This window comes from Edaphosphingomonas laterariae, assembly GCF_900188165.1.
Taxonomy (GTDB): domain Bacteria; phylum Pseudomonadota; class Alphaproteobacteria; order Sphingomonadales; family Sphingomonadaceae; genus Sphingomonas_E; species Sphingomonas_E laterariae.
Genome location: NZ_FZOS01000001.1, coordinates 208,705 through 231,507, shown reverse-complemented (window position 1 = coordinate 231,507; position 22,803 = coordinate 208,705). Strand labels below are relative to the sequence as shown.

General features: G+C 64.7%; 19 protein-coding genes. 11 read left to right on the top strand and 8 right to left on the bottom strand.

Annotated features, from left to right (window positions below; genetic code table 11):
* The first annotated feature begins 12 nt into the window (after nucleotides 1–12).
* Genes CHB74_RS00980 through CHB74_RS00965 form a run of 4 tightly spaced genes read left to right on the top strand, consistent with a single transcriptional unit; the run spans nucleotide 13 to nucleotide 3,120 of the window.
* Nucleotides 13–534, top strand: a complete 522-nt coding sequence (locus CHB74_RS00980) for a CvpA family protein (protein WP_089217725.1) — start codon at nucleotides 13–15, stop codon at nucleotides 532–534.
* A gap of 38 nt (nucleotides 535–572) precedes the next feature.
* A complete protein-coding gene (locus CHB74_RS00975; protein ID WP_089217724.1) occupies nucleotides 573–1,007 on the top strand; it encodes an iron-sulfur cluster assembly scaffold protein in 435 nt (144 codons plus the stop codon).
* On the top strand, nucleotides 1,004–2,779 hold the full coding sequence (locus CHB74_RS00970) for a cation:proton antiporter domain-containing protein (RefSeq protein ID WP_089217723.1): 1,776 nt from the start codon (nucleotides 1,004–1,006) through the stop codon (nucleotides 2,777–2,779). Before CHB74_RS00975 ends, CHB74_RS00970 begins: the two co-directional genes overlap by 4 nt.
* Nucleotides 2,776–3,120: a DUF423 domain-containing protein gene (locus CHB74_RS00965; protein WP_245842526.1), complete on the top strand. Its 345-nt coding sequence runs from the start codon at nucleotides 2,776–2,778 to the stop codon at nucleotides 3,118–3,120. The genes CHB74_RS00970 and CHB74_RS00965 overlap by 4 nt, the downstream gene beginning before the upstream one ends.
* Here CHB74_RS00965 and hutU read toward each other — a convergent pair whose 3' ends face one another.
* The 4 genes from hutU to hutI are packed head-to-tail and all read right to left on the bottom strand — an operon-like array spanning nucleotide 3,121 to nucleotide 8,325.
* Nucleotides 3,121–4,785: a urocanate hydratase gene (hutU, locus tag CHB74_RS00960; protein ID WP_089217722.1), complete on the bottom strand. Its 1,665-nt coding sequence runs from the start codon at nucleotides 4,783–4,785 to the stop codon at nucleotides 3,121–3,123. It lies immediately after the preceding gene.
* On the bottom strand, nucleotides 4,782–5,600 hold the full coding sequence (gene hutG, locus CHB74_RS00955) for an N-formylglutamate deformylase (RefSeq protein WP_089217721.1): 819 nt from the start codon (nucleotides 5,598–5,600) through the stop codon (nucleotides 4,782–4,784). Before hutG ends, hutU begins: the two co-directional genes overlap by 4 nt.
* Nucleotides 5,597–7,120 carry a histidine ammonia-lyase gene (gene hutH, locus CHB74_RS00950; protein WP_089217720.1) on the bottom strand — a complete coding sequence of 508 codons (1,524 nt, stop codon included), beginning with the start codon at nucleotides 7,118–7,120 and terminating at the stop codon, nucleotides 5,597–5,599. The genes hutG and hutH overlap by 4 nt, the downstream gene beginning before the upstream one ends.
* A complete protein-coding gene (gene hutI, locus CHB74_RS00945; protein WP_089217984.1) occupies nucleotides 7,117–8,325 on the bottom strand; it encodes an imidazolonepropionase in 1,209 nt (402 codons plus the stop codon). Before hutI ends, hutH begins: the two co-directional genes overlap by 4 nt.
* 65 nt (nucleotides 8,326–8,390) lie before the next feature.
* Here hutI and CHB74_RS00940 point away from each other — a divergent pair, with 65 nt between their 5' ends.
* The 6 genes from CHB74_RS00940 (at nucleotide 8,391) to CHB74_RS00915 (ending at nucleotide 14,848) form a co-directional block, all read left to right on the top strand.
* Complete coding sequence (locus tag CHB74_RS00940) at nucleotides 8,391–9,755, top strand: formimidoylglutamate deiminase (protein WP_089217719.1); 1,365 nt, start codon at nucleotides 8,391–8,393, stop codon at nucleotides 9,753–9,755.
* Nucleotides 9,752–10,456 (top strand): histidine utilization transcriptional repressor HutC, encoded by a 705-nt coding sequence (hutC, locus tag CHB74_RS00935; RefSeq protein ID WP_089217718.1) that lies wholly within the window; start codon nucleotides 9,752–9,754, stop codon nucleotides 10,454–10,456. Before CHB74_RS00940 ends, hutC begins: the two co-directional genes overlap by 4 nt.
* A 225-nt stretch (nucleotides 10,457–10,681) precedes the next feature.
* Nucleotides 10,682–11,179, top strand: coding sequence for an SRPBCC domain-containing protein (locus CHB74_RS00930; RefSeq protein ID WP_089217983.1), 498 nt, complete (start codon nucleotides 10,682–10,684; stop codon nucleotides 11,177–11,179).
* Complete coding sequence (locus CHB74_RS00925) at nucleotides 11,179–11,934, top strand: glutathione S-transferase C-terminal domain-containing protein (protein ID WP_089217717.1); 756 nt, start codon at nucleotides 11,179–11,181, stop codon at nucleotides 11,932–11,934. The genes CHB74_RS00930 and CHB74_RS00925 overlap by 1 nt, the downstream gene beginning before the upstream one ends.
* 26 nt (nucleotides 11,935–11,960) lie before the next feature.
* Entirely contained in the window at nucleotides 11,961–14,249 is a 2,289-nt protein-coding gene (locus CHB74_RS00920; protein ID WP_089217716.1) for a TonB-dependent receptor, read from the top strand.
* Nucleotides 14,250–14,308: 59 nt separating this feature from the next.
* Nucleotides 14,309–14,848, top strand: coding sequence for a nuclear transport factor 2 family protein (locus tag CHB74_RS00915; protein ID WP_089217715.1), 540 nt, complete (start codon nucleotides 14,309–14,311; stop codon nucleotides 14,846–14,848).
* A gap of 2 nt (nucleotides 14,849–14,850) precedes the next feature.
* On the opposite strand, the gene CHB74_RS00910 is transcribed toward CHB74_RS00915, so the two are convergent.
* The 3 genes from CHB74_RS00910 to CHB74_RS00900 all read right to left on the bottom strand — a co-directional run bounded on the left by CHB74_RS00910 (nucleotide 14,851) and on the right by CHB74_RS00900 (nucleotide 19,648).
* On the bottom strand, nucleotides 14,851–16,044 hold the full coding sequence (locus CHB74_RS00910) for a hypothetical protein (protein ID WP_144033676.1): 1,194 nt from the start codon (nucleotides 16,042–16,044) through the stop codon (nucleotides 14,851–14,853).
* A 36-nt stretch (nucleotides 16,045–16,080) separates the two neighbouring features.
* On the bottom strand, nucleotides 16,081–18,315 hold the full coding sequence (locus CHB74_RS00905) for a TonB-dependent receptor (protein ID WP_089217713.1): 2,235 nt from the start codon (nucleotides 18,313–18,315) through the stop codon (nucleotides 16,081–16,083).
* Nucleotides 18,316–18,496: 181 nt separating this feature from the next.
* Nucleotides 18,497–19,648 (bottom strand): LLM class flavin-dependent oxidoreductase, encoded by a 1,152-nt coding sequence (locus CHB74_RS00900; RefSeq protein ID WP_089217712.1) that lies wholly within the window; start codon nucleotides 19,646–19,648, stop codon nucleotides 18,497–18,499.
* Nucleotides 19,649–19,790: 142 nt separating this feature from the next.
* Here CHB74_RS00900 and CHB74_RS00895 point away from each other — a divergent pair, with 142 nt between their 5' ends.
* Nucleotides 19,791–20,555, top strand: coding sequence for an SDR family NAD(P)-dependent oxidoreductase (locus CHB74_RS00895; RefSeq protein WP_089217982.1), 765 nt, complete (start codon nucleotides 19,791–19,793; stop codon nucleotides 20,553–20,555).
* 2 nt (nucleotides 20,556–20,557) lie between these two features.
* Here the strand turns inward: CHB74_RS00895 and CHB74_RS00890 are convergent, their stop codons facing one another.
* The gene (locus tag CHB74_RS00890) at nucleotides 20,558–22,792 is read right to left on the bottom strand and encodes an ATP-dependent helicase (RefSeq protein WP_179220677.1); all 2,235 of its coding nucleotides are present in this window, start codon (nucleotides 22,790–22,792) and stop codon (nucleotides 20,558–20,560) included.
* Nucleotides 22,793–22,803: the final 11 nt, after the last annotated feature.

The following is a 22,803-nucleotide window of genomic DNA, read 5'->3' as shown; positions in this document are numbered from 1 at the left end:
TAGCAAGCTCGCATGAATCTCACCGCGCTGGATATCGTCGTGCTGCTCCTGATGGGTGGTGGCGCCCTGATGGGGGCCTATCGGGGCTTCACGGCGGAGATGCTGTCGTTATTCGCGTGGGTTGCGGCGATCCTTGCGGTCAAGTTCGGCCATGATCCGGTTACGGCGGCGCTTGCCGGCCCCGTGGGCACGCAGATGGGCGCGGCGGTGCTGGCGTTTGCGCTGATCTTCATCCTTGTGTTCGTGGCCGGAAAACTGCTTGCGGCGCGCATGGGGCGGCAGATGCGGCAATCGGTGCTGGGGCCGGTGGATCGCGTTCTCGGCTTTGGCTTTGGCGGCGTCAAAGGCCTGATCCTCTCCGCACTGATCTTCCTCGCGGTCAATCTCGCCAGCGACGTCTGGTACGGGCCTTCGGCCGAGCGGCCGGAATGGTTGAGGGCGTCGCGCACCTTCCCGCTGATGAATGCCAGCAGCCGCGCGATCGTCGATTTCGTCGAAATGCGGGCGAAGGAGCCGGAGGCGGCGGGCGAATAGGGGTGTTGCTGGCGCATTTCGGCGCCTAAATGGATGCTATGTCCGGCGCGCTCTACAATAGCGAAATCCTGCGGTTGGCAACCGCGATCCCCCATCAGCAGCGGCTTTCCGAGCCGCAGGCCAGTATCGAGAAGCGATCCCCCGTGTGCGGTAGCCGCGTTACCGTCGATGTCGTGATGGGTGCCGATGGCCGCGTGCTCGCACTGGGGCAGGAGGTGCGCGCCTGCGCGTTGGGCCAGGCATCGGCTGCCCTGATGGCGGGGCATGCCGTGGGGCGCACCGCCGGCGAACTGGCCGATGCGCGCGATGCGCTGGCCGCGTTTCTGGCCGGGGAGCGTGATGATCCCGGCGCATGGCCAGGCCTTATGATCTTCGCCCCCGCGCGCCCGCACACGGCGCGCCATGCCTCGATCCGACTTGCCTTCGAAGCCGTGGCCGAAGCCGCTGCGCGCGCCGTGGCGATCGCCGCATGAACGAGGAACATGTCACCACGCTGCTGTTGAAGGATGGCGTCATCCTGCTCGGCGCGGCGCTCGTGCTGGTCATCGCCTTTCGCCGCCTGGGTCTCGGTGCCGTGCTCGGCTATCTGGTGGCGGGCGCGCTGATCGGTCCGCAGGGGCTGGGGCTGGTCGGCGATGCGGAAAGCAAGCTCGGTATTGCCGAACTCGGCATCGTGCTGCTGCTCTTCATTGTGGGCATGGATCTGCATCCGAGCCGACTGATCCGTTTGCGCCGCGACATTTTCGGCCTGGGGTTCTCGCAGGTCGTGCTGTGCGGGGTGGCCTTGGCGGCGTTCCTATGGGTGACCACGGGCTTCACGCCGGCGGCCGCGATCGCGCTTGGCCTGCCGCTCGCATTGTCGTCGACGGCACAGGTGTTGCCGATGCTCCGTTCGGCGGGCCGGCTGAACACGCCCTTTGGCGAAAAGAGCTTTTCGATCCTGTTGTTTCAGGATCTGTCGATCGTTCCGCTGATCACGATCATCGCCGCCCTGTCGCGTGCGCCGGCCGATCCTTCGGCACCGCCCGGCTGGCTCATGGCGGTCTATACCGTGGCGGCGATCGTCGGGCTGGTGCTGGCGGGCCGCTTCATCATCAATCCGCTATTCCGCCTGATCGGGGGATTGGGCGAGCGCGAGTTGTTTGTGGCGGCCGGCCTGTTCACCGTCATCATGGCGGCTGCCGTGATGGAGGCGCTCCACCTTTCCACCGCGCTGGGTGCCTTCGTCGCCGGCATGATGCTGGCGGATTCGCCCTACAGGCACGAACTGGAAGCGGACATCGAACCGTTTCGCACGATCCTGCTGGGGCTGTTCTTCCTCGCCGTGGGCATGATGCTGGATCTGAACGCGGTGGCGACGCGGCCCTTGTTCGTCCTGTCGCTCGCCGCCGCCGTGGTGGCGATCAAGGCGGGTGTGATCTTCGTGCTCGCACGGCTTTTCGGCCTGACGACACGCCGGTCGATCGCGCTGGGACTGCTGTTGAGCCAGGGGGGTGAATTCGGTTTCGTGCTGTTCGCGCAGGCGGCGGAAGCGCAGCTGATCGCGCCGGAGGCGGCAAGCCTGTTTGGCGCGGTGGTGACGATATCGATGGCGTCCACGCCCTTCCTGATGAAATTGTCACGCCGCTTTACCGAGGAGCGGCCGGTGGTTCGCGACGATCTGGAAGGGCCGAGCGAGCGCCCGGAGGGCACGGCGATCGTCGTCGGCTATGGCCGCTTCGGGCAAACGGTGGCCCAGATGCTGATGGCGCGCGGGTGCGACGTGACGCTGATCGACAATGCGCCGTCGACGATCGAGCGCAGCTCCAGCTTTGGCATGATGGTCTATTATGGCGACGGCCGCAGGCTCGATCTACTGCGGCAGGCGGGCGGAGAAAAAGCGCGGACGATCATCTTCTGCATCGACGACCGGCAGCTCGACAAGGATGGGCTGCGATCGGTGATGACGACCTTCCCGCAGGCTGCGATCCTGGTGCGCGCTTATGACCGGCAATCTTTGATCCGGCTCGATGGCCTCGATATCGCCGCCACGGTCCGGGAGATGTTCGAATCCGCCGTGCTGATGGGGCGGAAGGCGCTGGATGCGATGGGCGTAACCGCCGAGGAAATTGACCGCATCGAGCACGAGTATCGCGAGCGCGATGCCATTCGCCTGGAATTGCAGAGCAAATCGGGCGATCTTCACACGGCCAAGGAAATGATGTTCCGGCCGGGCAATCCGTTGGAGGGTATGGGGGGCAAATGAAGCGGCCGGGTATGGTGGCGGTGCTGGCGGCGCTTTCGGGCGCGCTGGCGGTAACGGCGGGCGCGTTCGGCGCCCATGGCGCAACGGGCAAGGCGGCCGAATGGCTGCGGACCGGCGCCACTTATCAGATGGTGCATGCCGCCGCCGCGCTGGCGGTGTTGGCCATGCCGCGCGGCCGTGGCCCGGCTTTGCTGATGCTGCTGGGCGCGCTGGTCTTCGCCGGAACGCTCTATGCCATGGCGCTCGGCGCGCCACGCTGGCTGGGCGCGGTGACGCCGCTGGGCGGGCTGGCGATGATCGGCGGTTGGCTGCTGCTCGCGATCATCGCCCTTCGCCGCTAGTTAAAAGACGCTGGGCAGATCCAGCCCCTTCTCACGCGCGCAATCCTTCGCGATGTCGTAACCGGCGTCGGCGTGGCGCATCACGCCGGTGGCGGGATCGTTCCACAGCACGCGTTCCAGCCGCTTGGCGGCGGCTTCGCTGCCGTCGGCGACGATCACCATGCCCGAATGCTGCGAAAAGCCCATGCCCACGCCGCCGCCATGGTGGAGCGAGACCCAGGTGGCGCCTGACGCGGTGTTGAGCAGCGCGTTGAGGAGCGGCCAGTCCGAAACGGCATCCGAACCATCGGCCATCGCTTCCGTCTCGCGATTGGGGCTGGCGACCGAACCGCTGTCGAGATGATCGCGGCCGATGACGACCGGTGCCTTCAACTCGCCCTTGGCCACCATCTCGTTGAACGCAAGGCCGAGGCGGTGGCGATCGCCCAGCCCAACCCAGCAGATGCGCGCCGGCAGGCCCTGGAAGTGGATGCGTTCACGCGCCATGTCGAGCCAGTTGTGGAGGTGGGTGTTGTCGGGCAACAGTTCCTTCACCTTGGCGTCGGTCTTGTAGATATCCTCGGGATCGCCCGACAGCGCGGCCCAGCGGAACGGCCCGATGCCACGGCAGAAAAGCGGCCGGATATAAGCGGGCACGAAGCCCGGGAAGTCGAAGGCGTTGGCGACGCCGGTTTCGAGCGCCATCTGACGGATATTGTTGCCATAGTCGACGGTCGGTACGCCGGCGGCCTGGAAGTCGAGCATCGCGCGGACATGGGTGGCCATGGATTGCTTGGCGGCCGCCGCCACACCGGCCGGATCGCGCTCGCGCCCTTCGGCCCATTGTTCCAGCGTCCATCCGGCGGGCAGATAGCCGTTCACCGGATCATGCGCCGACGTCTGATCTGTGAGGAGATCGGGGCGGATGCCACGGCGATAAAGCTCTGGCAGGATCTCGGCCGCGTTGCCGAGCAGGCCGACCGAAACGGCCTTCTTCTCGGCGCAGGCCTTGTCGATGATCGCCATCGCTTCCTCGATCGTCGTGGCGGCATGATCGAGATAGCCGGTGCGCAGCCGCATCTCGATGCGCGAAGGCTGGCACTCGATGGCCAGGCAGGACGCGCCGGCCATCACCGCTGCCAGCGGCTGCGCGCCGCCCATCCCGCCAAGGCCGGCCGTCAGCAGCCATTTGCCGGCGAGGCTGCCGCCATGATGCTGACGCCCCATTTCGACGAAGGTTTCGTAGGTGCCCTGAACGATGCCCTGGCTGCCGATATAGATCCACGAACCGGCCGTCATCTGGCCGTACATGGCCAAACCCTTGCGATCGAGCTCGTGGAAATGTTCCCAATTCGCCCAATGCGGCACAAGGTTCGAATTGGCGAGCAGAACGCGCGGTGCATCGGTGTGGGTGCGGAACACGCCGACCGGCTTGCCCGACTGGACGAGCAAGGTCTGATCGTCCTCAAGCCGCTTCAGCGTCTCGACGATGCGGTCATAGCTTTCCCAGTCGCGCGCCGCACGGCCGATGCCGCCATAGACGACCAGTTCTTCGGGCCGTTCCGCCACGTCGGGGTGCAGATTGTTCATCAGCATCCGCAGCGCGGCTTCGGTGAGCCAGCTCTTGGCGGATAATTCGGTGCCCGTCGCGGGGCGGATGACGCGGCTATTGTCGATACGGGTCATTTCTGTTCCTTGGCGAAAGCGATGGCGGCGGCGAGCACGGCCTGAAGCGTGCGGACAAGCGGCTCGGCGCGGGTAGCGTCGAACGGCGTCGGCCAGTTGGCGGGCGTGAAGGGCGATGCGGGTTCGTCGATATAGCCGCGACAGGCGAGTTCCATCTGGATCGCGTGGACGCCCCGTTCCGGCTGGCCGTAATGCCGGGTGATCCAGCCGCCGCGAAAACGGCCGTTGGTCACGCGGCTGAATGCGGATGCGTCGCACGCGGCCTCGATGGCGGAGGTCAGCGCATCGGCGCAGGTGGTTCCGCCATTGGTGCCGATGTTGAATTGCGGCAGTTCGCCGTCGAAAAGCCGGGGCACATGGCTGCGGATCGAATGCGCGTCATACAGCACGATGGTGGGATGCAGATGACGCAGCCGGGCAATCTCTTCCCCGATGGCCGCATGATAGGGATCGAAATAGAGGCTGCGGCGGCGCGCGATCTCTTCCGCGTTTGGCGCCGCACCCGCATAGAGCGCCTCGCCATCGAAGGTTTCGACCGGGCAAAGCCCGGTGGTGGCCTGGCCGGGATAGAGCGACACGCCCGATGGATCGCGGTTCACGTCGATCACCGTGCGGGAATAGGGCGTGCGGATCAGGGTCGCCCCAAGATCCGCCGCGAAGGCATAGAGCTTGTGGATCCACCAGTCGGCGTCCTTGCGGGCCAGCCACGGATCGGCCAGCCCTGCTTCGATCGCCGTCGGAATGTCGGTTCCCGTGTGCGGGAAGCTGACGATCAGCGGCGCCGTGCCACGGTGGATTTCAAGCCAGTCGTTCATGCGATGCCCGGGAGATCGGCAAGCGCCGCGACCTGGCCTGCGCTGATCAGATCTGCCGCCGCCGCGATATCAGGGTGGAAATGCCGGTCTTCGCCCAGCGTCGGCACCTTGGCGCGGAGCAGGGCGCGGGCGCTTTCGAGCACGTCGCTGGATTGCAGCGGCGCATGGAAATCGCAGCCCTGCGCGGCGGCGAGATATTCGATCGCCAACACGCCGCGCGCATTTTCGGCCATCGCTGCCAGCCTGCGCGCGCCGTGTGCGGCCATCGACACATGGTCTTCCTGATTGGCCGATGTCGGGATGGAATCGACGCTTGCCGGATAAGCGCGCTGCTTGTTTTCCGAAACCAGCGCGGCTGCCGTCACCTGCGGGATCATGAAGCCGGAGTTGAGCCCCGGCAACGGCGTCAGGAAGGCGGGCAGGCCCGACAAGGCGGGATCGACCAGCATGGCGATGCGCCGTTCCGCGATGGAGCCGATTTCGCAAATCGCCATCGCGATCATGTCGGCGGCGAAGGCGACCGGCTCGGCATGGAAGTTGCCGCCCGAAAGCGCCTCGTCGGTATCAGCGAAGATCAACGGGTTGTCGGACACGCCGTTGGCTTCGGTGGCGAGCGTGTGCCCGGCCTGGCGCAGGAGATCGAGCACGGCGCCCATCACCTGCGGCTGGCAGCGCAGGCAATAGGGGTCCTGCACGCGTGCATCGCCTTCAAGGTGCGATGCGCGGATGGCGGAACCGGCCATCAGCCCGCGAAGCGCGTCGCCCACCGCGATCTGGCCGGCGTGACGGCGCAACTGGTGGATGCGGGCATCGAACGGGGCGTCCGATCCCTTGGCGGCTTCCGTCGACAGCGCGCCGGTGACGAGCGCGGTGCGGAACAGCTTTTCCGCTTCGAACAGCCCGGCAAGGGCGTTGGCGGTGGAGAATTGCGTGCCGTTGAGCAGGGCGAGGCCTTCCTTGGGGCCGAGCGTCAGCGGTGCGAGCCCCGCTTTGGCCAGCGCCTCGGCGGCCGGAACGCGATCGCCGGCGACGAACATGTCGCCCACGCCGATCATCGCGGCCGCCATGTGCGACAGCGGCGCGAGATCGCCGCTCGCGCCGACGGAACCCTGCGCCGGCACGACCGGCGTCAGGCCCTTGGCGAGCATGGCTTCCAGCATAGCCACGGTTTCGGGCCGCACGCCCGATGCGCCATGGGCGAAGCTGGCTAGCTTCAGCGCCATCATCAGGCGGGCAATCGGCACGGGCATCGGATCACCGACGCCGGCGGCGTGGCTGAGGACGATGTTGCGTTGGAGCGTGGCGAGGTCTTCTGCCTCGATCTTGACGCTGGCGAGCTTTCCGAAGCCGGTATTGATGCCATAGACTGGCTTGCCACGGGCGAGGATGCGTTCGATCGCGGCTGCGCTGGCCGCGATGGCCAGCGCGGTCGATGCGTCGAGACGGGCGTTCGTCCCCAGATAGATGGCGCGCCAGTCGGCGAGCGTCGCTTCACCGGCCTTCAGGGTAATTTCGGTCATCGACCACTCCAGATACGGGCATGGAGCGGATTGAACCCCATGCGATAAACCAGTTCGGCAAGCCGCTCGACATCCCAGATGGCGAGATCGCAGCGTTTGCCGGCCTCGAGTGTTCCCGCGCGATCCAGCATCCCCAGCGCCCGGGCCGCTTCGCGCGTCATGCCCGCCAGGCATTCCGGCACGGTCAGCCGGAACAGGGTTGCCGCCATGTTCATCACCAGCAGGGGTGACGTGAGCGGCGACGTGCCGGGATTGCAGTCGGTCGCCAGCGCGATGGGGACGCGCGCCGCGCGCAGCGCCTCAACGGGCGGCAGTTTCGTCTCGCGCACGAAATAATAGGCGCCGGGCAGCAGCACGGCGGTGGTGCCGGCGCGCGCCATGGCGGCGATGCCGTCCATATCGAGGAATTCGAGATGGTCGGCGGAGAGCGCGCCGAAGCTTGCCGCCAATGCGGCACCGTGAAGATTGGATAACTGCTCGGCGTGCAACTTCACCGGCAGGCCGTGGGCACGCGCCGCGGAGAAGATGCGATCGACCTGCGCGGGCGAGAAGCCGATCCCTTCGCAAAAGGCGTCAACGGCGTCGGCCAGCCCTTCCGCCGCGATGGCCGGGATCATCTCGTCAGCCACGGTCTGGATATAGGCGTCGGCATCGTCGGCATATTCCGGCGGCAGCGCGTGCGCGCCGAGGAAGGTGGTGGCGACGGTTACGGGCCGTTCGCGGCCGAGCCTGCGGCCGGCACGCAATTGCTTGATCTCGTGGTCGAGGGCGAGACCGTAGCCCGACTTGATTTCGACGGTCGTGACGCCTTCGGCGATCAGGGCATCGAGCCGGGGCAGGGCGGCCGCCACCAGTTCGGCTTCCGTCGCGGCGCGGGTGGCCCGCATGGTGGAGACGATGCCGCCGCCAGCGCGCGCGATTTCCTCATAGCTCGCGCCTGCGAGCCGCAGTTCGAACTCGTGGGCGCGATCCCCCCCATGGACGAGGTGGGTGTGGCAATCGATCAGGCCCGGGGTGATCCAGCGGCCGCCGCAATCGACGATATCGGCGGCGTCCAGCGCAGGCGCATCGCCCGCCGGGCCGGCATAGACGATCAGGCCGTCCTTCGCCGCCACGATGCCGTTGTCGACCTCGCCGATGCCGGGGCGGTCGGGCGCGAATGTGGCGAGGCGAGCATTCCGCCAGATGCGATCGCAATGCGCCACATTCACCTCCTTCCGTCCTCGTTGAATAATGTCTATACATATTCACGAACGAGGGAGCCTGTCCAGTGGTTGAACCGTCCACCTTTCATTTTGCTTCCGTCCGGTTGGCCGATGGCTGGGCGAGGAATGTTCGCATTTCAGTCGCGGCGGGGCGGATTTCCACGATCGAGCAGGCCGTGTCGGCTGATGCGTCCGACGTGCGAATCGCCATCGGCATCCCGGCCATGGGCAATCTTCACAGCCACGCGTTCCAGCGCGCCATGGCGGGCCTCACCGGCCTGCGCGGCGCGGGTGACGACAGCTTCTGGACATGGCGGGACCTGATGTACCGGTTCGTCGGGCAACTGACGCCCGACGATCTCGAGGCGCTTGCCGCGCTCGCTTATGTCGAAATGGTCGAGGCTGGTTACGCGCGCGTCGGCGAGTTCCATTATCTCCACCATGATCTCGATGGCCGGGGCTATGCCAACCCTGCTGAAATGGCGGAGCGGGTGGCCGCCGCCGCCAATGTCGCGGGTATCGGCCTTACGATGTTGCCAGTTTTCTACGCGCAAGGCGGCTTTGGGGGGCAGCCGGCCGGGGAGGGGCAGCGCCGCTTCCTTTCGTCCGTCGACGGCTATGCCCGCCTGATCGAGGCGAGCCGGGCCGCACTCGCCGGCATTGATGGCGCGGTCGTCGGCATTGCGCCGCACAGCCTGCGTGCGGTGACGCCGGAGCAATTAGACGCGATCCTGCCGCTGGCCGCCGCCAACCCGATCCACATCCATATCGCCGAACAGACCCGCGAGGTGGAGGATTGCCTGGCGTGGAGCGGTAGCCGGCCGGTGCAGTGGCTGCTGGATAATGCGCCGGTGGATCCTAACTGGTGCCTCGTCCACGCCACCCACCTTGACGATGCGGAAGTGGGGCGGCTGGCATCGTCCGGCGCGGTGGCGGGGCTTTGCCCGATTACCGAGGCCGATCTGGGCGATGGCTTGTTTCCTGCGGTGACCTTTCGTGGCCTTGGTGGCGCGTGGGGGATCGGCACCGATTCCAACGTGGCGATCGACATGGCCGACGAACTGCGGCTGCTGGAATATGGCCAGCGCCTCCACCATCGCGGGCGCAACGTGCTTGCGGGTGAAGGGGAGGTGGTTGGCGATAGGATCTTCGCCGACGCCTTGCACGGCGGCGCGCGGGCGCTCGGCGCAGCGATGGGGCTGGCGGTCGGCATGCCGGCGGACTGGGTGTCGCTCGATGGCGATCACCCGGCGCTGTGCGGGCGATCGGATGCAAGCCTACTCGACAGCTTCATCTTTGCGGCCGGGCGATCGGCGATCGATGGCGTCTGGCGCGGCGGCAGGCAGATGGTGGCGGGCGGCCGGCACAAGGCGCGCGCGGCGGTGGTTGCGCGCTATCATGTTGTGCTGCAACGCTTGCTGGCGTCATGACCACGCTCAACCGTCGCATCCGCGCGCATATCGAACAACGCATTCTTTCGGGCGATTGGCCGCCGGGCCATCGCATCCCGTTCGAACATGAGCTCATGGCCGAATTCGGCTGTGCGCGGATGACGGTGAACAAGGCCATTGCCGCGCTGGTGGATGCCGGGCTGATCGTTCGTCGCCGGCGTGGGGGCTCTTTCGTGGCGGAGCCGCGCGTCCATGCGCCGGTGCTCGCCGTTCCCGATATTCGGGCCGAGGTTGAGACGCGAAGCCGCCGCTACAGCCATAAGCTGTTGATGCGCCGCCGCCGCACGGCCGTGGCCGGAAATGCCGTGGAGCGGCAGTTGGCGGGCGCCGCCGATCTGCTCGAGCTCGAATGCCTGCACATGGCCGATGATCGTCCGTTCGCGTTCGAGGAGCGCCAGATCAGCCTTGCGGCGGCGCCATCGGCCGAAGACGTGGATTTCAGCGTGACGCCCCCCGGCACCTGGTTGCTCGATGCGGTGCCGTGGACCGAGGCGGAGCACCGGATCGCGGCGATCAATGCCGACAAGCGCATTGCCGACCTCCTGGATATCAAGCCGCATACGGCATGTCTGCTGGTGGAGCGGCGCACCTGGCGCGGCGAGGTGGATGTTACCCATGTCCGCCAGATCTTCCCGGGATCGGACTATGACCTGATTGCGCGGTTCACGCCCAAATCCTGAGCCGCCAAATCCTGAGCCAATTGCATCAACTTGGCCCGATATCCTAACGTGTGTGCATGGCAAATCGGCAACACTCGTTCCGCAAGCTGGCAATTTGAACATTTTGCAACGTTGATTTGCGTAGCGGCCCATTGACGGGCCGGGCGGAACGCTGCCACAGGGGTGCCGAAGGCCCCGCCGTGCCAAGCGGACAAGAAGGGTCGCCCCAAAAATCAGGAGATGGATATGGCCCAGACCGACGGTATGGCCCTCGACCCTGCGAATGTGGTGCGTTCCGAGCGCGTCGAGATCGACGCCCCCGCGTCGGTCGTTTGGGAAATCCTCACCGATTTCGCCGCCTATAAGGATTGGAACCCGTTCTGCGTGGTGTGCGACAGCAAGCTCGAAATGGGCGCTGCCGTGAACATGAAGCTGGCGAGCTACACGGTGCCCGGCCAGATCGTCGACAATGTCGAATATATCTGCGCGATCGAGCCTGAGCGCCTGATTTCCTGGGAACTGCCCTTCATGGAAATCTGGCCCTATCCGGCGCGGCGCGACCAGATCATCGAGCCGCTGGGTGCCGATCGCTGCGCCTATAACAGCACCGATGCCTTTTACGGCGATAACGGCATCCACGTCATGCGCTTCTGCGGCGACTGGGTGAAGCGCGCGTTCGACGATACGGCCGTGGCGCTCAAGGCGCGCGCCGAAGCGATGCACGCCGCGCGGAAGGCCGCCTGATGTTCGAGGTGCTCGGCATGAGCAGCCCGAACGTCCTCAAGCTCGTGCTGATGCTTGAGGAGTGCGGGTTTGCCTATCGGCTCCGGCATGTGGACGTGTTCGCAGGCCAGCAGTTCGACCCCGCCTTTCTGGCGATGAGCCCGAACAACAAGGTGCCCGTGCTGATCGATCAGCGCGGGGCCGAACCCTTTGCGGTGTTCGAAAGCGCGGCGGCGCTGCTCTATCTTGCGGAGGCTTCGGGCCAGATGGTGCCGGCCGATCCGCATCAGCGCTCCCGCGCGATGTCGTGGCTGATGCTGCAGACCGCCAGCGTCGGGCCGATGTTCGGCCAATATACCCATTTCTGGCGTTATGCGCCGGAAGGCGAACGCGATTATGGCGTGCGGCGCTACGAAAGCGAAGTGGCCCGGTTGCTCGGCGTGCTCGATCGGCGGCTGGCGGAAAGCCCGTTCGTCGCCGGCGCCGAATATGGCCTGGCGGATGTCGCGACATGGCCGTGGATACGCACCGCCGATACCATTTTCCCGCTGCTTAAGGACAAGTCGGTCTGGCAGCGTTTCCCGGCGCTGAAGCGCTGGTTCGATGCCGGATCGGAGCGCGCGGCGACGCAGCGCGCCGTTGCCGCGCTGGATGCCCTGTTGCCGGACGATATTGCAGCCTTCGGCCGTGCCGATGGCGACGCGATCGACCGCTTCTGCGGCCGTGGCCGTCATGACCACGCCGCCAACCTGAGTGCCGCAACGACGGCCGATTGAACGCCCTGGAGGAATAGTAAGTGTCCATGACTGGTTTGAACCGCGGCGCGAGCCTGCTCGCGTTGACGATGGTGCTCGGCGCTGCGCCGGCGATCGCGCAGGAAGCTCCTGCCGCCGCCGACGTGAATGGCGGCCTGGAAGACATCGTCGTCACCGCCCAGAAGCGTGCGGAAAATGTGCAGCAGGTGCCGATCGCGATTTCGGCGGTGAGCACCGAATATCTGCAGTCGCGCGATATCAGCTCGATCGACCAGCTCGGCTCGATTGCGCCGAACATGAAGATCGACCGTGCGCCGTCGAACAAGACGATCTCGCAGATCGCGATCCGCGGCTCGGTGACGATCAACCCGTCGATCACCTGGGAACCGGCGGTCGGCATGTATGTCGATGGCGTCTACATCGCCAAGGCGCAGGGTTCGATCTTCGACATCGCCGATCTCGAGCGCGTCGAAGTTCTGCGTGGTCCGCAGGGCACGCTTTATGGCCGTAACACGCTGGCCGGCGCGGTGAACCTCGTCACCAAGAAGCCGTCGGGTGAGTTGGGCGGCCAGGTCGAAGCCACCTATGGCAATTTCGATGGCTGGAAGCTCAAGGGCGTTCTCGATCTGCCGGCGATGGGCATCTTCTCGGCGAAGGTGTCGGGCCAGATCCAGAAGCGCGATGGCGTGATCGATATTGTCGGCAATCCGCATGGCATCACCGACACCAACGACATCGACAGCCAGAGCTTCATGGTTCAGCTCCGCGCCGAGCCGACCGACAATCTGACGTTCGACTATGCCTATGACTATTCGAACTTCAACCAGCGCCCGGACTATGCGCAGCTGTATCAGGTCAACCTGAACGGTGGCCCGGCTGACATCTTCGATCCGAATTCGGCCAATTATTCCGGCCTGCCGCTCGCGCAGTTCGCGAACAAGGAGCGTCAGACCAAGGGCAGCATCGACGCGGACGTGTTCGAAAAGACCCGTACGCAGGGCCACGCGCTCACCGCTTCGCTCGATCTGGGTGACGCGACGCTGAAGTCGATCACGTCGTACCGCAAGCTGCGTTTCCACGACAATCTCGATCTCGATGGTTCGCCGCTCGCGATCGCGCGCACCGAACGCGATGTGAAGTATCACCAGTTCAGCCAGGAACTGCAGGTTTCGGGCTCGGCGCTCGATGACAATCTGAAGTATGTGGCCGGCCTCTATTACTTCAAGGACCATTCGGAAACGAAGAACCCGCAGAGCTATTTCTACGGCGCGCAGGATTTCGTTTCGAACTATGGTTCGCACACCGAAGCGTGGGCGGCATATGCGCAGGTTGATTATAACCTGACCGATCGCCTGGTCCTGGTCGGTGGCCTTCGCTACAACCATGAAGAGAAGGATATCAGCCGCTATTACGCCATGAATGGCGGTGCGCCCTTCATCGACGTGGGCTATGGCGACATTCCGAAGGCGAAGTACAACAATCTGAGCCCGGCCGCGACGGTCCGTTACGAACTGACCGATCGGATCAACGTCTATGCTCGCTATGCGCGCGGCTACAAGTCGGGCGGCTTCAACGGCGAAACGAGCAGCGTTGGCGCGCCGACTGCGGAATGCCCGTCGGGCGCATTGGAGCTTTGCGATCCCTACAAGCCCGAAAAGGTCGACAGCTATGAAATCGGCTTTAAGAGCCGTCTGCTCGACAACAAGCTGCAGCTGAACATCGCGGGCTTCTGGGACGAGCATAAGGACATCCAGCTGGCGGTGTTCACCGCACAGGGTGCTGCTTCGTCGATCGTCCGCAACGCCGGTGCTGCGCGCATCCGTGGTATCGAACTTGAAGCGATCGTCCGTCCGGCCGATTTCTTCACCTTCAACACGTCGTTCTCGATCCTCGACGCCAAGTATAAGTCGTTCATCGAGTTCGGTCAGGAAGTGGCGGATAACCGCGCCTTCCCGCACACGCCGAAGTATACGGCGTCGCTCGGTGCCGATTGGCGCGTGGCGGAAGGCGATTGGGGCCGTTTCAACCTGATCAGCGATCTGAACTATGTGTCGAAGTACTACACCTACCCCTATGCCATCGACGTGAACTTCCCGTCGGAGCAGACCGCCAAGACGACGATGTCGCAGGGCCGCACGATCGTGAACCTGCGCGGCGTGGTCTCGGAAATCCCGCTCGCGGGTGTCGAGGCTCAGGTGTCGCTGTGGGTGCGTAACCTGCTGAAGGAAGACAACCCGTCGAACTTCATCGACTTCGGCCCGGGCTTCGGCGGCCTGACCGTCGCTTACTACCCGGATCCGCGGACTTACGGCATCACCGCCGGGATCAAGTTCTAAGGATCATCGAACCCCTCCACGGCCTGCCGCGGAGGGGTTCTTCTTTTGGAGGAGAGGGCATGAGCGACAAGGAAGCGCGCCTGCAGGAATTGCTGGACCGCGAGGAAATCCGGCAGTTGATCACCGTCTATTGCCAGGCGTCCGACCGGCACGACCATGAAAAGCTGCGCACGCTCTATCATGAAGATGCCATCGACGATCATGGCGCGATGTTCTGCGGGCCGGCGATGGAGTTCATCGAGAAGCTGCCCGAAATCCAGGCGCCGATGGAAATCCTCCATCATAATGTGACCACGATCAATCTGGCCTTCGACGGCGATTATGCCGAGGGCGAGGTCTATCTGCTCGCCCTGCACCGGGCCAAGACGCCGGATGGGCCGATGGATGTGCTCGTCGGCGGCCGCTATTTCGACAAATATGCCAAGCGCGACGGCAAGTGGAAATTCCTCCACCGCGCCATCGTGGCGGATTGGGCGAACATCCACTCACCGTCGATCATCGATCTCGAACATCCCTTCCTGGAAGGTGCCAAGATCGGCAAGCCGGGGCCATCGGACCCGTCTTATGCCTTCTTCCGGCTGATCAAGCGCGGGGCCTGAGGTCAGCGCAACTCCGTCAGGGGAACGACGCGCGTGGTGAGGGGCTCGATCGACTCCTCCGGCAGCAGGAAGCGCCAATAGACAAGGCCGACGCGGCGGCCCTGCGTGTCGATCCAGTTCGGCACGCCGGGATCGCGATGGGCGAGAACCATGCGGAAGCGGCCATCGGGCAGCAGCGTGGTCGACTTGCGATTGCGCGAAATGGTGTGCGCCACATAGTCATAGGTCTGCAGGTAGCGGTTCCACAGCACGACATTGGCGAAACGGCATTTGGGGAAACGCCCCTCGATCACCAGCGCCTGATCCGGGCTAAGCGCATAGGGCGCCATGGCATAAGCGGCGCTGCGATTGGCGAACCCGATATCGCCGCTGGGGATTTCGGCAGGATTGAAGCGATTGGGCACGAGCGACACCCAAGCCGGCGTTTTCCCCGGCTGCATCATCGACATGTCGATCGTCGTCTTGCGCAGGAAGTTCGCCACGCGGCGGATGGATGCGGCGATCGATGCGTCGTCGGGGGCAGGGCGCACGGGCAGCGGGCCGACGGCCTCGATCCGCAGCGGGGCATGCCTGTTGGGATCCGCGCAGACCGGCGCCGCGGTTTCGAAATAATGGCGCGTCTGGATCATGCCGACGCCGGGTTCCAGCTTGAACTTCTGGTCCGGGCCCACGCTGAAGGCAAAATTTCCATCGGCCGAAATATCGAGATCGCGATCGTCCAGGACCATCGATACGCCACTTGACGGGGAACCATCGAAGGCTGCCCGTTCGAAGCTGAACGAGGTGAAATCCGCGCCGGCGGTATTGCCGCTGATCCGGTAGGTGCGGGCGGGATCGATGAAGGCGGTGTAGTAAAGCGCGTCGGGGTTATCGCCGAAGAACTTCATCGCCATGTCCGCCGTGCGGCGGAAAACCGGGCGGTCGGGATCGGCCTCGGCGACCAGCGACAGGGCGACGTGCAGATGATGCAGGATCTGCCGGTGGCCGTCGGAAATGTCGGTAACGCCTGCAATTCGCCGCTTCGGGCTCAGATAATCCCGATCCAGTTCCTGCAGCAGATCAACGAGCTCGGCAAAGGCTGCCCGCGATTGCGTGGCCGGCGCGTCGCCGCAGGCTTGTTGCGCGGCGGTGGGGGCGGGCAGCAATGCCGCCGCCCCCATGGTTCCGAGTGATCCGATGAAGTCCCGTCTCTTCATGCGCGTCTCCCTCGTCCGCCTTATGTTGCGATTGGTTTATCTCCGGATCGACAGCGTAACCGAATAGCGCCGCGGATCGCTGAAGAAGCCTTCCATGAAGCCAAAGCTCGCCCGGCCGTCGAAGCCCGCCGTCACGACCTGCTTGTCGGTGACGTTATCGACCGCAAAGCGCAGCGACGTGCCATCCCACGGCAGATCGAAATCCGCGCTAAGATTGAGGATGGCATGGTCCGGCGCGCGCAGCGGCGAGTTTTCGACGTCGATATAGGTGAGGCTGCGATAGGTGGTGTCCGCGCGGAAGGTGGCATCCAGTTCGTCGGTGATCGGCGCGGTATAGACGAGGCTGAGGTTGCCGGTGATCTCGGGCGCCTGCTTGAGCTTGCGATCGGTAAGGTCGACCGGCTGGCCGTTGATCACGGTTTCGAACTCGAGATATTTCGCGTCGAGCAGGCCCAGCGAACCGCTGATCTGGAAACGCGGCGTAACCCGGGCGGACAGTTCGAGTTCGAGGCCCTGGATCCGCGACTTGCCGGCATTCTCGTAACCGACGTTCAGGTTGGTCTTGTTCACCAGCAGCTGCTGGTCCTTATATTCGTTGCGGAACGCGGCGATGTTCAGCAGCACCGGGCCGAGCGTGCTCTTCAGGCCGACTTCATAGGCGGTCAGATATTCGGGGTCGTAGGAACCGATTTCGATCTCGGCTGTCGGGCGGCCGTTGAAACCGCCGCTGCGGAAACCGCGCGACCAGGAAGCATAGCCCAGCACATTGCTGTCGAACTTGTAGCTGACCGAAGCGCGCGGGCTGAAGGCGTCCCAGTCTTCCGACAGGGTATAGGGATAGAAGCCGGGGATCAGCGGCTGCTGGCTGTAGATACGCAGCGACCGTTGGGTGAAGGTCTTCTTTTCATAGGTGTAGCGGCCGCCAACCTCGACGGTCAGGGCGTCGGTCAGATCATAAGTGAAATTGCCGAACGCCGCATAATTGGTCGTCTTCTGGCGGTTGAAGAAATCGATGTTGAGATCGAGCGCGGTTGCCAGCGCCGGATCGAAACCGGCCGCGATCATCGCCGGATAGAGCCCATCGGCCACCACGAGGCGCGTGTCGTCGCGGGTGCGTTCGCGGAAATAATAAGCGCCGACCAGCAGATTGCCGCGATCGCCGAACAGCGGCGTCGTATATTGCAGTTCCTGGCTGAACTGCTTGGCGCCCTCATCATGGATGTCGCCGGCATAGTTCACGGCCGAAGACGCATCGCCATCGCGGCCGAACAGCGCGCTGACCCAGCGATAGGCGGTGATCGACTTTATCGTCCCCGCGCCGACATCATAGGACAGGGTGAGCGCCGCATTGGCGGAATCCGTGTCGTCATGGTTCAGCGACTGCGTGGTATCCGTGCGGTCGATCCGGCCGGGCACGGTGCAGCACGGCCCGAGCAGCAGGTTCTGCAGGTCGGAAAGGGGCGTCGGCGTGAAGGCCAGCATCGAGTGCGCGGTCGAATTCTGGTTGCGATGGAGACCATCGACGGTGAGCACCGCATCGAACGGGCCGTCGTCATAATGAAGCGTGACGCGGCCGGCCACCATGCGCTTGTTGCCGAGATTCTTGCCCGACGGGACCTTCTGCCATCCCTCGCCAAATTCGCCGAGGACGGAGATGCCGAGCGACAGCTTGTCGGTCAGCGCGCCTTCCACATTGGTCCGCGCGCGGACGGTGTTGTACGATCCATAGCGGAGATCCGCTTCCAGAACGTCGCTGCCATCGGGCACGCCGCTGACGACGTTGATCGCGCCGCCGATCGTGTTCTTGCCGAACAGCGTGCCCTGCGGCCCGCGCAGCACCTCGATCCGGTCGATCCCGAGCAGCTCGGTCGTCGCGCCGAAGGTGCGGGCGATATAGACGCCGTCCATATACAGGCCGACGGCGGGATCGGAGGTGATGATGAAATCATTCTCGCCGACGCCACGGATGAAGGCCGCGATGCCGCCGCTATTGCCGCCCTGGCCGGGCGTGAAATTGAGGTTCGGCGCAATCTGCTGGACGTCGGTGACGGCATCGAACCCGCGGGAGTCCAGACCGGCCTGGCTGATCGCGGTGACGGCGATTGGCACGTCCTGAAGCTTTTCTTCGCGCCGGCGGGCGGTGACGACGATATCGGCGCTGCTGGCTCCCGTCATGTCGTCCTGCGCCTGGGCCGTCGCCGGCATGCCGAAGGCCATCGCGGATGCGGACAGCAGGAAAATCGCGCGGGCGGCGCGGGCATTGGTCGTCATGGAATCCCCCCAATAAAACGAACGCGTCTTGGGCCGTTTGAGGGGGAGGCTTGGGGTTAGCCATGACGCAAATCAATAGTGCGGCCGGCTGCGCCATCATTCTGCGGCGCTTTAGATCAATTTGGGCGGCTTGTGCCGCATCGGTCGGCCCCCTCCCGTGCGGGAGAGGGCCGGGCCAATATCATTCCGCAGCGATGGCGGCGGCCGCCTTGGCGCGGAAGTGCGGGATCACCTTTTCGCCGATATTCTTGATCGTTTCCATGATCGCGGCATGCGGGATGGTGCCCATCTGGAAGAGGAAGAGCACTTCGTCCGCACCGGCTTCCTGCAGGCGCGTGCAATAACGGATGCAATCGTCGGCATTGCCATAGGCATCCTGCGCGACGGTGTAGTTGCTGGTCATCGCGTCCGCGCCGTCGACGATCTTCTCTTCCGAGATATAGGCGACAACCTGTTCGCGGGCCTGTTCCAGCGCGCCTTCGTTATCGTCCGCGGATTCGATGTGCGCGGTGGGCTTCGGACCGCCCTGATACCAGTAGGAGATCGCCTCGGCGAAGAAGCGCTGGCCCTTCAGGCCGATGCGGCGCGCTTCGTCGCGATCGTCGAGCACGCAGGCGGCGCAGAACGCCGCGAGATGCTCGTTCGGGCGGAAACCGACCTGATCCTCAGCCTTGCGGTTCTTGAAATGCTCGCGATAGATGGCGTTCTTGCGGGCGATTTCCTCGGGACCGGAGAAGCCGAGCACCAGCGCGCCGATGCCGCGATCGCCGGCCAGCTGAAGCGTCGATTCACGCGTGCAGGCATAATAGATCGGCGGGTGCGGATCCTGCACGGGGCTGGGGTGGATCGGGCGCGACGGGATCTTGATGTACTTGCCGTCATGTTCGACATGCCCGTCCTTCAGGATCTTCGGGATCAGGTACATGCTTTCGTCGATCATCGGCTGCAGTTCGGCGAGATCATAGCCGAAGGTGCCGGCTTCCTGCTGAGTGCCGCCCTTGCCCATGCCGAAATGGACACGGCCGCCGGAAAGGATGTCGAGCGTGGCGATGCGCTCGGCCACCTTCACCGGGTGGTTCATCGCCGGCGGAAGGCAGACGACGCCATGGCCGATGCCGATGCGCTTCGTGCGGCCGGCGATATAGGCCAGGAAGGTTTCCGGCGCGGACATGTGGGCATATTGGGTGAGCGCGGTGTGCTCGACCGCCCAGACATTGTCGAAGCCCATTTCCTCGGCGAGCATCACTTGCTCGACGATCTCCTCGAAGCAGCGGCGTTCGGACTCACGCGACGGGTCCGCCATCTGCGCTTCATAGATGATCGAGAATTTCATCGATTCGTTCCTCTCTTGAAATAGGCTTTGCCCAAATGATGATCCCGGGGGGCGGAGGCGGCATCGTCCATTTGGACCATGTTCCAAAAAGCCGGGCGGGGCAGGGAATTGGCAACACAAGTCCATGGATCGGGAGCGGGTGATGTTCAGCGGCAAGACGGTTTTGGTGACGGGCGGGGCCTCGGGGATCGGCGAGGCGGCGGCGCTCCGCTTCGCGCAGGAGGGTGCGACCGTCGTCGTGGCGGACCTTAATGTTACCGGCGCGGAGAAGGTGGCCAGCGCGATCATCGCGGCAGGCGGTAAGGCGGCGGCAATCGCCGTCGATATCGCGTCGGAACAGTCCAACGCCGATCTGTTCGCCGAATGCGCCGATCGGTTCGGCGGGCTCGATGCCGCGTTCCTGAATGCCGGCATTCTCGACGCGTGGGGGCCGTTCGAAAACTATCAGATGGCGTCGTTCGATCGGATGCTGAACGTCAACCTGCGCGGCACGTTCATGGGCCTGAAAGCGGCGATGCCGGTGCTGCGGCCGGGCGGTGCTGCCGTCGTCACGGCGTCATTGGCCGGTTTGCTCGGCCTGCCGGCCGCCATCGGCTATTCGGCGTCGAAGCACGCCTTGCTGGGCATCGTGAAGTCGCTGGCCGAACCTTATGCGCGGCATGGGCTGCGCGTGAACGCGGTATGCCCGGGAAGCGTGCTGACGCCGATGGTTGGCGTCACCGATGCGCTGCCGCTGGTCGATCCGGATGCGCTCGATGCGCCGGTCTATCGCGGATCGCTGGCGCCGCAGCACATTGCCGAGGTGGCATTGTTCCTGGCCAGCCGGCGCGCGGCGGGCATCAACGGGCTGGCCGTGCCCGTCGATGCGGCCTTCACCGCCGATTTCGGCGACGCCAACCCGGAATAGGCTCAGGCGGGGGAGATGAAGCTGTCGAGGACGCGCTTGCGTCCCGACAGCTCGAAATCGATCTCCAGCTTGTTGCCTTCGATTTCGGCAACCGCGCCATAGCCGAACTTGGTATGGAACACGCGTTGGCCGACCGATATGTCCGATCGCGGCTTGGCGGCATAGGTCGCCGCCGAGGCCCGCACTTCTACGACGCGCTTGGGCGTCGGATCGTAGCCGGAGGCGGCGGCGCGGTGCCAGCCGGGGCCGCGCCCGCCGCCGCGCCCGGCATTGTGGAAGGGATCGGTCTGTTCGGACCATTGGGCCCGCCACAGGCTTTCGCCGCCCGCCATCGTTGTTTCGCTTTCCACATGCTCGGGCGGCAATTCGGCAACGAAGCGCGACGGGATCGAGGATGTCCACTGGCCGTAAATCCGGCGGTTCGCCGCATGAAGGATCGTCGCCTGCCGCCGTGCGCGCGTGATCGCGACATAGGCCAGCCGCCGTTCTTCCTCGAGACTGGCGACACCGCCTTCGTCCAGCGCCCGTTGTGACGGGAACACGCCTTCCTCCCAGCCCGGAAGGAACACGGTGTCGAATTCCAGCCCCTTGGCGGCGTGGATCGTCATCACCGTCGCCTTCGCGGTGTCGCGATCGGCGTCATTGTCCATCACAAGGCTGACATGCTCGAGAAAGGCGGGGAGGGTTTCATAATCCTCCATCGCCCGCGCCAGTTCGGTCAGATTTTCCAGCCGCCCCGACGCCTCGGCCGTCCGCTCGGCCTGAAGCATCGCGGTATAGCCGGATTCGTCGAGCATCAGCCGGGTGAGTTCGGCATGGGGCAGCTCGTTCAGCCGATCGCGCCAGCGGGCGATGTCGCCGATCAAACCGCCCAGCGCGCGGCGTGCCTGTGGGGTCAGTTCGTCGGTGTCGAGAATGCGGGCCGATGCCAGCGTCAAGGGAATGCCTTCGAGGCGGGCGAGCTGGTGGATCTTCGCGACCGCCTTGTCGCCCAAGCCGCGCTTGGGCGTGTTGACGATCCGCTCGAACGCAAGGTCGTCCGCCGGCTGGTGGATGACGCGCAGATAGGCCAAGGCATCGCGGATTTCCGCGCGTTCGTAGAAGCGAAAGCCGCCGACGATGCGATAGGGCAGGCCGATCGAAATGAAGCGATCCTCGAACTCGCGCGTCTGGAACTGCGCGCGGACAAGGATGGCGACGTCGTCCAGCTTGCCGCCGCTGCGCTGAAACGCCTCGATCTCCTCACCGACGCGGCGGGCTTCCTCGGGCCCGTCCCAGACGCCGATGACGCGCACCTTTTCGCCGACATCGGCCTCGGTCCACAATTCCTTGCCCAGACGCCCGCCATTATGCGCGATGACACCGCCGGCAGCGGCCAGGATATGCGGCGTCGAACGGTAATTTTGTTCGAGGCGGATGATCGTGGCGCCCGGAAAATCCTTTTCGAAACGCAGAATGTTCGCAACCTCGGCACCGCGCCAGGAATAGATCGACTGGTCATCGTCGCCGACGCAGCAGAGGTTCTTGCGGGCCTGCGCCAGCAGCCGCAGCCAGAGATACTGGGCGCTGTTGGTATCCTGATATTCGTCGACCATGATGTAGCGGAAGCGCTGCTGATAATGTTCCAGCACATCGCGATGACCGCGCAGGATGACGAGCATATGCAGCAGCAGATCGCCGAAATCGCACGCGTTCACCGCGCGCAGACGATCCTGATAGGCGCGGTAGAGTTCCTGCCCTCGGCCGTTGGCGAACAATTCGCTTTCACCCGCGTCGATATCCGCCGGTGTCCATCCGCGATTTTTCCAGCGGTCGATCAGGCCGGCCAGCGCGCGCGACGTCCAGCGTTTTTCGTCGAGCCCGGCGGCCGCGATCAACTGCTTCAACAGGCGCAACTGATCGTCGGGATCGAGGATGGTGAAATTGGATTGCAGGCCGACCAGTTCGGCATGGCGGCGCAGCATCTTGGCGCAGATCGCGTGGAAGGTGCCGAGCCACGGCATTCCCTCCACCGCGTCGCCCAGCATTCGGCCCACGCGCTCCTTCATCTCGCGCGCGGCCTTGTTGGTGAAGGTGACGGCCAGGATTTCGGACGGCCAGGCTTTCCGGGTCGCGACAAGATGGGCCAGCCGCGCCGTCAACGCGGCTGTCTTGCCGGTGCCGGCACCCGCGAGGACGAGGACGGGGCCTTCGGTGGTGAGCACCGCTTCGCGCTGCGGCGTGTTGAGGCCGCGCATATAGGCCGGAT